The organism is Candidatus Omnitrophota bacterium (assembly GCA_014728045.1).
In the GTDB taxonomy this organism is placed as follows: domain Bacteria; phylum Omnitrophota; class Gorgyraeia; order Tantalellales; family Tantalellaceae; genus WJMH01.
Genome location: WJMH01000015.1, coordinates 152490 through 166014 on the forward strand (window position 1 = coordinate 152490; position 13525 = coordinate 166014).

General features: G+C 47.5%; 14 protein-coding genes. 3 read left to right on the forward strand and 11 right to left on the reverse strand.

Annotated features, from left to right (window positions below; genetic code table 11):
* From GF409_05890 to GF409_05905, 4 genes are all read right to left on the reverse strand, one after another.
* On the reverse strand, positions 1-1182 hold the full coding sequence (locus tag GF409_05890; protein MBD3426743.1) for a glycosyltransferase: 1182 nt from the start codon (positions 1180-1182) through the stop codon (positions 1-3).
* A 21-nt stretch (positions 1183-1203) separates the two neighbouring features.
* Positions 1204-2610 carry a phospholipid carrier-dependent glycosyltransferase gene (locus tag GF409_05895; protein MBD3426744.1) on the reverse strand — a complete coding sequence of 469 codons (1407 nt, stop codon included), beginning with the start codon at positions 2608-2610 and terminating at the stop codon, positions 1204-1206.
* A 9-nt stretch (positions 2611-2619) separates the two neighbouring features.
* Entirely contained in the window at positions 2620-3657 is a 1038-nt protein-coding gene (locus tag GF409_05900; protein ID MBD3426745.1) for a glycosyltransferase, read from the reverse strand.
* Between the two features lie 133 nt (positions 3658-3790).
* A complete protein-coding gene (locus tag GF409_05905; protein MBD3426746.1) occupies positions 3791-4744 on the reverse strand; it encodes a glycosyltransferase in 954 nt (317 codons plus the stop codon).
* Positions 4745-4869: 125 nt separating this feature from the next.
* Here GF409_05905 and GF409_05910 point away from each other — a divergent pair, with 125 nt between their 5' ends.
* The 3 genes from GF409_05910 to GF409_05920 all read left to right on the forward strand — a co-directional run bounded on the left by GF409_05910 (position 4870) and on the right by GF409_05920 (position 8305).
* Positions 4870-6147, forward strand: a complete 1278-nt coding sequence (locus GF409_05910; GenBank protein ID MBD3426747.1) for an oligosaccharide flippase family protein — start codon at positions 4870-4872, stop codon at positions 6145-6147.
* A 69-nt stretch (positions 6148-6216) separates the two neighbouring features.
* Entirely contained in the window at positions 6217-7320 is a 1104-nt protein-coding gene (locus GF409_05915; GenBank protein ID MBD3426748.1) for a radical SAM protein, read from the forward strand.
* Positions 7313-8305, forward strand: coding sequence for a glycosyltransferase (locus tag GF409_05920; protein ID MBD3426749.1), 993 nt, complete (start codon positions 7313-7315; stop codon positions 8303-8305). Before GF409_05915 ends, GF409_05920 begins: the two co-directional genes overlap by 8 nt.
* 25 nt (positions 8306-8330) lie before the next feature.
* On the opposite strand, the gene GF409_05925 is transcribed toward GF409_05920, so the two are convergent.
* The 7 genes from GF409_05925 to GF409_05955 all read right to left on the reverse strand — a co-directional run bounded on the left by GF409_05925 (position 8331) and on the right by GF409_05955 (position 13520).
* Complete coding sequence (locus tag GF409_05925) at positions 8331-9500, reverse strand: UDP-N-acetylglucosamine 2-epimerase (non-hydrolyzing) (protein MBD3426750.1); 1170 nt, start codon at positions 9498-9500, stop codon at positions 8331-8333.
* 2 nt (positions 9501-9502) lie between these two features.
* On the reverse strand, positions 9503-10447 hold the full coding sequence (locus GF409_05930) for an aminopeptidase (protein ID MBD3426751.1): 945 nt from the start codon (positions 10445-10447) through the stop codon (positions 9503-9505).
* 21 nt (positions 10448-10468) lie between these two features.
* Complete coding sequence (locus tag GF409_05935) at positions 10469-10888, reverse strand: EamA family transporter (GenBank protein MBD3426752.1); 420 nt, start codon at positions 10886-10888, stop codon at positions 10469-10471.
* A gap of 10 nt (positions 10889-10898) precedes the next feature.
* Complete coding sequence (locus tag GF409_05940) at positions 10899-11465, reverse strand: LemA family protein (protein MBD3426753.1); 567 nt, start codon at positions 11463-11465, stop codon at positions 10899-10901.
* A gap of 30 nt (positions 11466-11495) precedes the next feature.
* On the reverse strand, positions 11496-12239 hold the full coding sequence (locus tag GF409_05945; protein ID MBD3426754.1) for a YgcG family protein: 744 nt from the start codon (positions 12237-12239) through the stop codon (positions 11496-11498).
* Positions 12240-12241: 2 nt separating this feature from the next.
* On the reverse strand, positions 12242-12982 hold the full coding sequence (locus GF409_05950) for a hypothetical protein (protein ID MBD3426755.1): 741 nt from the start codon (positions 12980-12982) through the stop codon (positions 12242-12244).
* An 88-nt stretch (positions 12983-13070) separates the two neighbouring features.
* Complete coding sequence (locus GF409_05955; GenBank protein MBD3426756.1) at positions 13071-13520, reverse strand: hypothetical protein; 450 nt, start codon at positions 13518-13520, stop codon at positions 13071-13073.
* Positions 13521-13525: the final 5 nt, after the last annotated feature.

Here is a 13525-nt window from a genome sequence, read left to right on the forward strand (position 1 = left end):
TTAAGCGGCGTTCCCCTCTTCGTATTTACCGAAAACTTTCTGCATAATACCCCCGGTGGCGTCCCAGCTGTATTTTTCAATACACCTTTTCCTGGCCTCCTCGCCCATCCGTTGCGCTTTTTCCGGATCAGCGAAAATTTCTTCTATGGCCTCGGCGATAGCTCCGGGGTCCCCGGGCTTTACTACCCATCCACAGCCCTTCAGTATTTCCTTCATATCAGAGACATCAGTGCTCACAATAGGCTTGGCCATGGCCATCGCATCAAAGACCTTAGCGGGTATCTGCCCCACGGTGGCCAGGTTCATCCGCTGGGGTATCGCAACCACGTCCGCCGCCGCCAAGAACTCGGGTATCTCTTCAAAAGGCTGCATGGGCAGGCCGATATACCCTTGACGCCCTAAAAGGCGCAAAGCGAAATCGTCGAACTTATGGCTGTACCAGTCTTTTGATATGCCCACGACAAGAAGCATAACCTCAGGGTCCTCTATCATGGAAACAGCCCGGGCAAGGTCTTCAAGCCCCTTGTAAGTGCGGGGGGTCCCCAGGAACATGACCACTTTTTTACCGAGAGCTATCCCTTTTTCCCTGCGCACATCCTCACGCTGGAACTTTTCCGGATCGAACCGGTCTGTATCACGTGCGTGGACTATGACCTCTCCCCCGTACTTTTTCTTAAGAAAACTGTTCGAGACGGTAACCGCCTCCGCCCAGTCTATGAACCTCTCCATTATCCAGCTGTTAAAATAAGAATTCGTCCTGTAGAAAAAAATAATAGAGTACAGCATATAAGCTATTTTCTTGTAGAGAGGATACGTCTTCAAAAGTTCCTTGTAGAAACCAAGCTGCCAGTCCTCTATGTCGATCACAAAAGGAACTTTTCTCCGGCGCCTGTAGAGCAGGGCTATACCCAAACTGGTCAAAAGCGGTTTGGAAACATAGATAACATCACCGCTTATGGCGCCCAAGATCTGTCTAATCCTGATAAGGGGACTCAAATAAGCCCGGCAGTCCACGGCCTTATATTCCACGGTGCTGTCGCCAGAAACAGGGGGCCATATGCCATCGCCGAAAAAGGGTCCGACGATTTCTACTTCGTATTTTCTCTTGAGCACCTTGGCCAGAAAATAGGACCTGCCAAGGCAGTTGCTTGAAAGGTCCGGATTGATTATGGTTATTTTCATTGAGTGTTCCCTTATAGAGATCTAAAAATAACATGCCGTGTTCGGTACCGCCATCATCAGGTCCACTTTGAGAGTTTTCATCACAAGATACGCGATTGTCGCCACGTACACACCCTGCAGAAGGAGTTTCATCCCCCGCTGCGGGACCTTTCCGAGCTTATCCAATAGGAAAAGCTGCGACCTTGCCGAAAGAACCACTAATGGCGTTGTAAGCGCCACGATATATCTGCACTGGTAAGCGCCCCATGCAACCCAAAAGGTCATCAGAACAAAGACGTAAGCGTAAACCAGCAGATACCCCTTCTGCTTCTTCTTATCGAACAGAAGAACGGCAAGAGAAACATAGGAGAAAATATATAAAGGCGATAGCTCCAGTATTTTCCAGGGATAGAATCCCCAGGGCTCCTTGTTGAACATGCCCGTCTTCCATCCCGTGGGAGGGATATATCCGAAATCAAGAGCATTCATTATATACTTCCCGAATATCACTCCAAGTAACGCCAACAGCCCGAAAACAGCGAAAGCCGGAACCGACCTGACCTTTGTCCTGGAAATATCGCTTAAAAAGGTGAATATCCTCTTCCTGCCAACGGCCAGGATAATAACTATGAAAACAAGTCCCCATAAGGCCTCCTGGAACTTTGACAGGTTCGTGAAGAACCTGCCCACGTTACCGTCCCTGCCGAAAACGGTCAATAGATCCGGTCCGTACACCTGCCAGTTCCACCATCCCCACGGGACCATCATAAGAAACGGCACAACCAGTCCGATATAGAAAGATCTTTTCCTGAAAAGCCATCTCTCGAAGAACGCCGCATATATGAAAATGCCCCCTATGGGCAATATGCCGGGATACTTGGTAAGCGCTGCAAATCCCGCGGATATACCGCAGGCTATCATGAAATAGGACCTATAGTTCTTGACCGCAAGGGCGAACATGCATAGAGACAATATGCTGAAAAAGGCAAGGGTCGTTTCCATCCATATCTTCTGCGACGTTATCCAGGCTATGGGCTCGATCAGCATGATGAGAGCGGCGTATATGCCCGCTTTCTCGTCAAATAGCAACCTGCCCAGCATATATGCCAGGGGTATAAGAAGTATCCCGAATAGAAGCGACACCTTAAAAGCGGAAAAGTACGTCTTGCCGAAGAGACGAAAGCTCACCGAAACCAGATACGTGAATAGCGGCGGATGCTTAAAGAGGGGTTTAGTGAAATACGTCGGGAGTTTGCGTCCCCTTTTCAGCTCGTACTCATAGAGGTCCTGTGTATTATAGTTCGAGGGATCCTCCATTATCTGGACAGCGAGCCTGGGATAGACCGATTCATCATAACTTAAAGGATGCTTCTTCTTGAAACTGCCGATCCGCGTCATTAACGCTATGACCATCAGCGCGATAATTATCCATATGGTTTCTTTTCTCATTAGCGACCCCTATGCGATTCGGAAAATATTCCAGTAGAACTTCTTTAATATACTATACACTATAAATCCTTTTTCCCGGCGCTTTCGGCGTTTTTCCATTATCCGGCCGAAATGGCCCAGTATCCACATCCTGGCACGGACGAATTCGGTGATGGTTCGTGTAAACCCCAGGTTCTCAACGTAACCCCCTTCCCGGGATCGGCCAGGTGCAGAGGATCTCACGACCAAAGCGACTGTCTTGACCAGAAGTTTAACCAGGAAGAACAGTTCCCCCAATACCACCAGTATCGCCGGGTAGTTCAAAAGTTCATTCAGCATCCTGTTCTTTTCGGAATGGAAGAGCTTAAGACCGGAATGCCTCCCTGCAGTCCTGGAATGCTTGTGGTAGATAACCGCTTTGGGCACGCATACACCTTTAAAGCCTCTCGCGTTCAGCCTTATCCCCATGTCGATATCCTCGTAAAAAGCGAAATACAGTTCGTCGAAATACTGTTCTCTCTCGACCTTAACCTCTTCCAGGCATTTTCTCGAATAAACTGACGCGGCCCCGCAGGCACTGAAGATCAATTTAATGTGGGTGTCACCGTCATATTCGCTGTAGCGGTTCAGCGCCACACCTGAGCCGTCAGGCAGAATAAAATCACCGTCCGAGAAGATCGTCGCTTCCTCCGGATAGTTCATTATCCTTGGACTTGCGAAATCGGCCCCGGAGGTCTGCATGCCGCGCATAAGATGCTTTAACCAGCCTTTTTCCGCTATGGTGTCATTGTTCAGGTTCACGACATAATCGAACCCTTTTTCAAGCGCCCAGTTCATACCGTCGTTATTGCCACCAGCAAATCCCTTGTTCTTCCTGTTCTGTATCAAATGTACTTCCGGGAACATGGAGCCTAACCTGGCTCCTTCATCATTATCCGAGGCGTTATCGACAAGCACTATTTGATAATTCCCGTAATCCGTATCCCGCAGAGACTCCAGGCACTCCACGGTATCATCAAAACCGTTCCAGTTAAGTATCACGATGGCTACACTGGATAAAGTATCCATGTTATTTTTCGATAAAAGGATTTTTAACCCTTTTGTGCATACATCTGCTTGTAAGATGTGTTAACATTTATCAACTACCGCCTGTTCAAAAATATCTATCCCACTATATAAGTGGATATAATGACACTGAAAACTATTTATAGAATAAATGATTTTTCCTTTTCACGCTATTCTTTAAGCTTTTATAAGCAGACAAGATCTTCACAAAACAGCTTTTTCCTAATAAGGAAAGTGCCGTATATATGATATTCCGCAGGTCAAAAGGCGCAATACGGAGGGCCTTGAATGAATAAGCTCTTCCCTCGCTCATCCGCCCTATTGAATAGAGTTCACAGGCAAGCTGGACATAATTCTTAGCTAACAGTTTCCTATTCTGCATGAACTCATTATAATGTTTCTGCAAGATAAGTTTTCTGGCCCTCACGATCTTACTTATGTCAGCTGTCATGCTGCCTTCGGTAATATGTACTATTACCAGCGGTTCATCGCTATACCTGAATTTGAAATGTTTGGATATCCTCAGCCACATATCCCAATCTTCGAAAGAAGGCAAGCTTTCATCAAAATTGCCGACTTTCAGGAAACATTCCCTTTTGACCAGAGTCGCTATAACTGTTACAAAGTTCCCCATTAAAAAATCATGATGCAGGTCGCCGCTTTTGCCTGATCTGGAGGGTGAATATAAATAACTTTTCACCCCTTGCTCCATTTTTATTGAATCACAATAGACCACCCCGGTATCCTCATCTGTTTTGTTTAATAGGGACACCTGCACCTTAAGGCGATCTTCCAACCACTGGTCATCATCGTCCTGGAAAGCGATGAACCTTCCGCGGGCGTGTTTAAGCCCTGTATTCCGTGCCGCAGGAAGACCGGAATTGTTTTCATGTTTGATGTACTTGATCCTGGGGTCGTTTACTCCAGCCACAAGTTCCGCGGTGTTATCAGAAGATCCATCATCTACGATTATCAATTCAAAGTCGGAATAGGTCTGACCGAGCACACTGTCTATAGAACGCCTCAGTATATTTGCCCTATTAAATGTAGGAAGGATAACACTCACCGTAGGTTCTTTTGAATTGCCCATGCAATAATATATATCATGAAAATCGTAAAAAAGAAAGTTCTCCTGCTAATAATATTATTTTTTATTACCAAGGGTAATGTGGTATACTCTCTGTAAATCCGGCAAAACACTTAATCCGGCAAAAAATGATAAAGAGATTTTTCATAAAACACAGAGGGACCGTACGCGATTTTTTCTGGCGAAACATCCAGACCTTCGGCAAGAAATTCTATTTCCTTTTAGTATTCTTCTACTCGGCAAAGATTTTGGAGCCTGCCGATTTCGGTACACTTAATTATTTCCTTGCCATTGTAGGACTCCTTGTCGTATTCTGCGACTTCGGCTTTTCGGTTTCGGCGTCAAAATATGTGGCTGAATACAAAGCCACGGATCCTGACCGTCTGCGGAAGACATTCACCTCCGTATCCGTTGTTATACTGGCCATAGCGTCTTTAATATCAATAGCACTGATAAGTATCGGCGGATATCTATTCGGGGATAACTTGAAATATGCTTTATTGCTGATACCGTTCCTTTTTCTTGCTCCTCTTACAGCTATTCTGGATGGCCTATACCGTGGTACCCGCAGATTCAGGCAACTGTCGATAATCAATATCATAGCGATCTGCACTTCCATGGCGATCGCCCTTCCTCTCATTAAAACATACGCTCTGGTGGGAACCATACTATCCATAAACTCTTTATATATATTCCTTACTCTCGGCATGACGTTCTTCAGCAAAAACATCAGCTTTTCCGTTGACAGGAATATCACCAAAGAGGTCTCTCGATACGCTGTGTACATAGGTCTTGCGAGTCTGGCGTATTATATGTACACCCGTGTTGATATCCTGATACTCAAGCAATTCGGTTATGTGACCGAGATAGGATATTACGCTATTGTCAATTCGCTTTTTGGGATAATCCTGATACCGTCAACAATGCTGGGCCAGGTCATAGCTCCCCGTACCAGTACTAAATCGGCCCTTGGGGAGTTCGTGGACATTAAACGTAAGTTCACCCGCAGCATAATACCATCACTGACAATATCATTGCCCCTGAGCATTCTGTTGTTTTTTCTGTTGCCTGCAGCAATAAAAATGGTTTTACCTAAATACTATACGCCGAATTTTATTCGGATATTCGGCATTATGATGATATTGCTGCCCTTCAAGCTATGGAGTGTTTTCACAGTGAACGGGTTCATTACCCCGGGGGGTTTTGCAAAAATAATTACAGTGGCTACTTTCATCGGTGGTATTTTGAACATTTTGTTTGACTACCTTTTGATATGGCTCATGGGATTCATCGGTGTATTCATAACCACCCTTGTGGTTCATTCGTTAACCATAGTAGTGGTCAATACACTTTTTTTTCTAAAGATCAGAAAATTAGCGGCTTCTGTTGATAGTAATAAACCTTAGCCCTAAAATAGCTCCGGTCCGCATTTTAAATAATGGCTTATATGATCTAATATCCCTGGGAGAAAAAAAATGATAAGAAAATACTGGCACTGGCTTAAGTACAAACTTGGTATACGCGATATCATTGGTTTACGTTTTACCACCACCTGGAAATGCGATTCAAAATGCAAAACCTGTAATATCTGGAAAGATGCCACTGCGGGAAAGAATGATCTAACCGTTAAGGAAATAGACAACTTTTCTCGAGCCGAATGCTTGAAAAAAGTAGAATATATAACTCTCAGCGGTGGTGAACCCACCCTAAGGAAAGACTTGCCCGAGGTCATAGAAGTCCTGCATAAGAACCTTCCAAAAGCTGGGTTCGCTATGACCACCCATGGAATGCATCCTCAGCTCGAGGAAGACGTCTTTAGGAAAATCCTGAGGAATAACCCGGATATCCCCTTCAGATTCGTTGGCATCAGTCTTAACGGACCGCCTCAAATACATGATCGTACCCGGGGAATAGAAGGCAGCTGGGAAAAAGCAGTTGAAACCTATGATAGACTGAAAGATCTGGTCCCTTGTGAATTCAGCTTCACTTTCTGCAAGGATAATGTAGAATACTTCGAATGGGTACAGGACTTTGCCCGTAGCAAGGGGACAAGAGCATATATATGCTGGACTGTTATGAATGAACGCTTCGATATTTTGGATGAAGATCTTGTTTTCTGGCGTGAAGGGATGGATAAGATGCTCCGAGATTATGTTAAGAACAATTATCCTACACCCAAAGGATTGCTCGATAAAATAAAAAGTTTCATCGCCCCCCCTACCAGCATTACCTTGGCATGTCTATACGATAACATAATCAATCGGAACATCATGCCCTGCTACGCTGGCACGCAAATAATTCATATTGATCCGAATGGCAATGTCTACCCGTGCAATTTTAAGCTTTCCGAAGACCGTATACTTGGGAATCTCAGGGAAAGGGATCTCGACGAGATATGGGCAGAAGTATCCCCGAAGATCCTCCAGGAAATAAAAAAAGGGGAATGCATGTACCCCAATGGTCTTTGCGGAGACTCTGATATATACCCAAGCATCTGCAACTGTCCGCCTTTTGTGCAGAAATGGTATCTATCCAAGCTTATTAAGCAAGAAAAATTGATAAAATCCAAAAATGAGTGAATCGAGAATCACTATGGAAAACCCCAGAATCAGTGTTGTACTTTCCGTATTCAACGGCATTCCTCATCTTCGGGAATCGATAGAAAGCATACTTGACCAGACATTTGACGATATAGAACTTATCCTGATAGATGATGGGTCAACGGACGATACTCCCCGGATCGTGGAAAGCTTCACCGATAAGCGTATCAGGAAAATCCGCCATGAAAAGAACATAGGGCTGACAAAGTCTCTGAACGAAGGACTTCGCCTGGCACGCGGGAAATATATGGCACGCCAGGACAGTGACGATATTTCTCTGCCTGAGAGACTCAGTAAGCAGTATGCTTTTATGGAAAAACATCCGGACATTGTCCTGACCGGTTGCGGCGCCGAGATAATTGACAATGAAGGTAAAAAGGTCTCTTCTTTCGTGCCCGTTACTGATCCCACTGTTTTAGCCAGAACCTCATCTGAAAAATGTCAGATATTTCATCCCAGCATTATCTTCCGTAATGATTGTGGTATATATTACCGTGAGAAGTTCATCTATTCACAGGACTATGACCTTTACCTCAGGCTCCTTACCCAGGGCAAAAAAATAGCCAATATGCCCGATATCCTTATAAGATATAGATTGTCACCGGGCGCCATATCATATAGTAAGAGAACTCACCAGTTCCTTTTTTCGCGTAAAGCCCGTGAATTCTATGAACAAAGGATCAGAACGGGAAAAGATTTTTATGAAGATTTCAATACAGATTCGGTAATTTCTATAAATGCGGATAATACCGAAGACTCGGAGATTTTACTTAACGAATTAAAAGCAAGCGTAGAGATAGAAGATCTTCAACGGATACGGTCGTTCTACGTGAAATATTTACTTGCCCGCAAACGACTGGATAGGTATTTAGTTTATTTTCTTATCAGTTTCCTGCCAGCCAAGTTTTTACGGCTCGTGAAAAAATTAAACTCAAAGAAAAGAGCAGGAAAACTAAACGAGTAGGCTTTCGGATAATATATTTTAAACATCAACTCTGTAGACTGTTGCTGTCACGGTTCGGGTGTGCAATAATCTCTATGATCCTGGTTGATGTCAGACCTATTCCATAACCGGCTTCACCCTGACACGACGGCCCTGACTGGAAGGCAGCGTTTATTCTGGATTTATCCGCACCTACTAGAAAATTCCATCCGGCTTCAACCGTTTCGATCCACTCTGTCTCTTCACGGAGCGTTATACAAGGAACGCCCGCGAAATAAGCCTCTTTCTGCATCCCGCCCGAGTCGGTCAAAATAACTTTTGCGTTCTTCTCCAGGATAAGCATGTCAAAATAACTTACCGGATCGATCATGCGAATGCCCTGGAGATCCCTCTGCCTAATATCGTATTTTTCCAGACATTTCCTGGTGCGGGGATGCATGGGAAAAACAACTTGCGTATCCTTGCCGATAGCATTCAAAGCCTCCAGAATATTCCTGAGTCTTGTTTCATCATCGGTATTCTCGGCACGATGCACTGTAGCCAGGCAGTATTCTTCCCCTTTCAGGGAAAGCTCTTCGATTATACGTGATTTTTTTTCCGCGATACCGAGACACAGAAGGAAAGAATCATACATTATATCCCCCACGTTCAACACAAAAGGCTCTTTCCCGGTCAATCGCGGCGTATCCTCAACGAGTTTTCCTCCGTTGACGATGTTGGAAAAACCCTCTTTGCTCAGGTTGTTGACGGCGTTCTCCGTCGGACAGAAAAGTATGCTTGAGCAGTGGTCGGTAAGAGCCCTGTTGATCTCTTCGGGCATGGTACGGTCATAGCTTCTAAGTCCGGCTTCCACATGGTCCACCGGTATGTGCAGTTTTGCCGCGGCAAGAGCGCCGGCCAGCGTGGAATTGGTATCCCCGTAAACGATTACCCGGTCGGGCTTATTCAAGAGAAAGACCTCTTCTATCTTCCTGAGCATGAGAGCCGTCTGAAGTCCGTGTTCTGCAGAACCCACACCCAGGTGAAAATCCGGTTCGGGAAGCCCCAGCTCCTCAAAAAAGACTTTCGACATATTATAATCATAGTGCTGACCCGTATGGACTATAACATGCTCGACCTTCGGAGCCTTCTCCCGGAAAGCGCGGACAAGAGGCGCCAGCTTGATGAACTGGGGTCTTGCGCCCACTATGCTGATTATTTTCCCACGATCCGCCATGTTTACCTGATAAAAAGCCCTTTCTCCATGAGTTTAACCCCGTCCAGATAGATATCCGGTCTGGTTATGACACCGTCAAGATGGAGCGGCACATCGTTATCTCCCCCGTATGAAAGATTATTACCCACGGCTATATGGATGGTACCTATCACCTTTTCGTCTTCCAGGACATTTCCCGATATACGCGCCTTGGGATTGAGACCGATACCGAGCTCGGCCACCCTGTACGCCCTGGCACCAACTCTGTCAAGCCTTTCAATGACCTCCCGGGACCTTTCACCGTTTATCTCGCAGACCACACCGCCCCTCACCTTGAAGGCAAGGGGTGCGTTCAAAACCCCCAGTTCCGGGAAGGTCGCGTCGACGATATATACTCCCTCACAGCTTTCGGGTGAAAACGATATTTCTCCCTCGGGAAGGTTGCCGAAAGCGCCCGGATGGTCGAAAGACGCTCCCTCCCTCCCGAAAAAGGATCCCGAACCGACCCGGAACACCATATCCGTGCCCAGTTCGGTCACTACCCGTACGGTCGAAACACCACTGAGCTTGCCGTAAAGCCATTTCGATTCCTCCCTGAGATGCTCATAATCGATATCAAGGCACCGGTTGGCGACCTCTTCGGTGATGCTCGGCATGCTCGCTATTCTGGCGCCTCTTGAGGTTGCTTCTCTCCTGGCCATAGTGTGAGTGAGGGACTTATCGGTGATCAGAAGCTGCACGTCATACTGCGTCATAAGTCTTGATATCTGCTCGGGAGGCTCCGTGCCGTGTTCCGGGGTGGGATCCATGACCGATATCTTGGCCCGCTTGGTGATCCCCCGGGCGTGGTCGTAAAAAGCCCGTCCGATGGGTTCCTTCACGGTATCGGTAACGATAAGACAGGATTCCGTCTTGCGCAACTTCAATGAACCGGTAAAAACCGCGTGTAACGCGTTCTCGCTTATCACTTGTAACCGCTCCTTTTTTGACTAAAGCCTGAGGAGCCATACACCCGCAAGAATGAACAGCATCCCGAAGACCTTCTGCATGGTAACAGCTTCCCCCAGAAAGAATATCCCGAGAATGAAAGCTATCAGTGGATAAGTGCCCGAAATGGGTACGACGCGCGAGACATCCCCTATTTTAAGCCCGTGGTAGAAGGCTATCTGCGCCACGAAACTTGCAAGGAACCCGCTAAGTATCAAGAGGCCTATGGACCTGGCGTCGCTCTCCCTTATGTGCTGGGGTTTGACGACGAAAAGCCCGAGAAGAACTATCCCTATTATGACTCCCAGGCACCTGAAAAAAAGAGCCGTGAATGGCTGGGTCCTTACCAGACCCAGTTTCTCGAGCACGGGGACCACTCCCCATATACAGGCCGTTAAAATAGCCCAGAGCACTGCATTCATAAAAAACCTTTTAGAACTTTACTTCGGGAACTTCCTTTGCCGATTCGGATACCTCGAAATATTCCCTCGGCTGGTCGAGCCCCCTCAAAGAGGCGAAAAAGCCCCCGAAAACGGTACGCCTGTAAGTGTTGAACCTCTTCACCGCGTTATTGTACCTCATCCTCTCGACCGCTATCCTGTTCTCGGTCCCCTCAAGCTGTGCCTGAAGGGCCATGAAGTTCTGGTTGGCCTTGAGGTTGGGATAAGCCTCTGCCACCAGAAGAAGCCTTGAAAGAGCTCCAGTCATCTGGTTGGCGTTCTCTATCTTTTTCTCAACGGTATCGGCCTTGGCCCACTGGCTGCGAAGCCTGGTGACCTCCTTGAAAATGCCCTCTTCATGGGCGGCGTACCCCTTGACCGTGTTAACAAGATTGGGGACCAGGTCGTTCCTTCTCTGCAGCTGGTTCTCGACCTGCGCCCAGGCAGAATTGACGTTCTCATCGAGCCTGACCACATGATTGAGACCGGCGATCATCCACCCGCCGAAGAGCAAAAGAACCAGCAGTATAACACCGACGACTATCAGAACGTTCTTCATCTTATCCTCCTAAATAGTTTTCTTGAAGCATCACCAGGACCCGGAAGCTCCGCCTCCGCCGGACATGCCTCCTCCGAAACCTCCGAAACCTCCTCCGAAAGAACCCCTGCCGCCTCCTGACCAGTAACCGCCGCCGCTCATCAGAAAGAAAAGCGCGCCGAACCTGAATCCGAAAATAAGGATAAAAAAGAGCAGCATGAGAAGGCTGCCCAGCGGGGACCTGGCACCGCGTGATGGTACCGCCGCGGTCTTTACCTCGGGCATTTCCAGTTCAACACCGTACTCGTCCCTTACAAGTTTCGCTATCATGACGACGCCGGAAGAGATCCCCAGATCGTAACCGCCTTTTCTGAAAGCTGGTATCATAAGGTCCTGTATTATCACTTTGCTCTGCAGGTCCGTCACCGCTCCCTCCAGGCCGTATCCCACTTCTATCCTCACCTTCCTGTCGCGCACGGCAAGAAGTATCAGAAGTCCGTTATCTTCTCCTGCCTTGCCGATACCCCACTTCGCGAAAAGCTCTACCGCGTACTGTTCTACCGTAAGGGGTGAAGTGGTCTCGACGGTGACGACCACCACTTCCGCGGAGGTCTTTCTCTCGATCTCAGCGCACAAGGCGCTTATCTGGGCGCGCGCATCGGGCGACATCACATTGGCAAAATCGTTAACGAAGCCCTGGGGCTGCGGATATTGGACCTCCTGGGCCCGGGAAAGACCCGCGCACGCAAAGGCGACCATCAAAACCGTGAATAATATGGAAAAAAGTTTTCTCATCTTCAAAAATTATCCGCTATGCTGGAAAGCCTTTCCAGCTGATCGATAAAACCTTTGATCAGAGGTTCCGCCTCGCCCCTTCCTATGGGGCTTGCCGTCTTTTTATCCCTCAGCACCTCGAGAAAAGACGCCGGGTCAACCCCGAACTCCTCGCCCATCTGGCTCAGCACTTCGGCTTTCTCCCGCGGGCTCTGCCCGCTCTTGAGCCTTATCATGCTCCTGAATACCGGCATGAGCGAGCGGAAAGAAGCCTTTATGATCTTCTCGGCTCCTTTTCTGTTAAGGGCCTGCTCCAGGTAAGCCTGGCGTATCATGAGAAGTTTTCCCTTCAGCTGGTACTCGCACTCGCGGCGCAGGTCCTCTTTCTCCACCTCTATGCCCTCCAGAACGTCCTCCCCGAAAAGGACGCACCGGGAATCCTTCATGGTCCAGAACTCTATCGGGAAGGTATCCAGCGACATCCTGATGTATTCCGGCGAAAGAAAAAGGGGTGCCGTAATACCCTTTCTGGAGGCTTTCTGGACGGGCTTAAGAAGCTCCTTGAGCCTTGGCAGGGTAACGTCCTTTAATACGACCGCGACATTGATGTCCGAGGTCTTGGGATTATAATCGGGGCCTGTAACGCTGCCGTAGGCAAAAATGGAAACAAGATCATTTCCATAGGCCTCGATCACTTCCTGCAGGAAAGGTTCAAGGGCTTTTCTGGCCCCTTCCGGCAGCTTGTCCATATTCCTGATGTTCATATATTACCTCCGGTGGTCGAATTAACCTATCACTCACTAAAGACAGATATTATACCTCAAAGGAACGTTAATATCCAGATTCCATGGTTTATTTATGTTTCGACACGCACGAGAGACTGAAAGAATTGCGCCATCTGTAAATAAGAGAAAGTTCTCTCGCCTCCCCCCGGTGGCTGTACAGATAATCCACCAGAAGGTGCAGGCTCATGCCGGTAGCTACCGGAACCATCCACTCAACCAGCACGGACACAAGCCATGCGGCCGCTATCACTTCCCACGAATGCAAAAGGATGAAACACTTGCCCGAAGCCAGGTATTTATGGTCGAAAAAATCCCGCAGGCTGAAACGGAACCCAAAAAAGCGGAAATAATCGAACAGGTGGTCCAGATCTATAAAGACTCCCCCCGCTATCGCCAGAAGTGCCCATGTCCATTTTCTCGTAAGGAAGTAAAAGAACGCTGCGAGCATTATGGAAATAACCGCGTGAGTGGCAAGATCTACCGCGGTCATCACGCGCGATCTGGTGTTTTCCTGCATATCCG

Bases quoted from the DNA above. Each gene is read 5' to 3' on its own strand.
- GF409_05890 (MBD3426743.1), bottom strand. From the start codon at position 1,182: ATGAAAATAACCATAATCAATCCGGACCTTTCAAGCAACTGCCTTGGC.
- GF409_05895 (MBD3426744.1), bottom strand. From the start codon at position 2,610: ATGAGAAAAGAAACCATATGGATAATTATCGCGCTGATGGTCATAGCG.
- GF409_05900 (MBD3426745.1), bottom strand. From the start codon at position 3,657: ATGGATACTTTATCCAGTGTAGCCATCGTGATACTTAACTGGAACGGT.
- GF409_05905 (MBD3426746.1), bottom strand. From the start codon at position 4,744: ATGGGCAATTCAAAAGAACCTACGGTGAGTGTTATCCTTCCTACATTT.
- GF409_05910 (MBD3426747.1), top strand. From the start codon at position 4,870: ATGATAAAGAGATTTTTCATAAAACACAGAGGGACCGTACGCGATTTT.
- GF409_05915 (MBD3426748.1), top strand. From the start codon at position 6,217: ATGATAAGAAAATACTGGCACTGGCTTAAGTACAAACTTGGTATACGC.
- GF409_05920 (MBD3426749.1), top strand. From the start codon at position 7,313: ATGAGTGAATCGAGAATCACTATGGAAAACCCCAGAATCAGTGTTGTA.
- GF409_05925 (MBD3426750.1), bottom strand. From the start codon at position 9,500: ATGGCGGATCGTGGGAAAATAATCAGCATAGTGGGCGCAAGACCCCAG.
- GF409_05935 (MBD3426752.1), bottom strand. From the start codon at position 10,888: ATGAATGCAGTGCTCTGGGCTATTTTAACGGCCTGTATATGGGGAGTG.
- GF409_05940 (MBD3426753.1), bottom strand. From the start codon at position 11,465: ATGAAGAACGTTCTGATAGTCGTCGGTGTTATACTGCTGGTTCTTTTG.
- GF409_05945 (MBD3426754.1), bottom strand. From the start codon at position 12,239: ATGAGAAAACTTTTTTCCATATTATTCACGGTTTTGATGGTCGCCTTT.
- GF409_05950 (MBD3426755.1), bottom strand. From the start codon at position 12,982: ATGAACATCAGGAATATGGACAAGCTGCCGGAAGGGGCCAGAAAAGCC.
- GF409_05955 (MBD3426756.1), bottom strand. From the start codon at position 13,520: ATGCAGGAAAACACCAGATCGCGCGTGATGACCGCGGTAGATCTTGCC.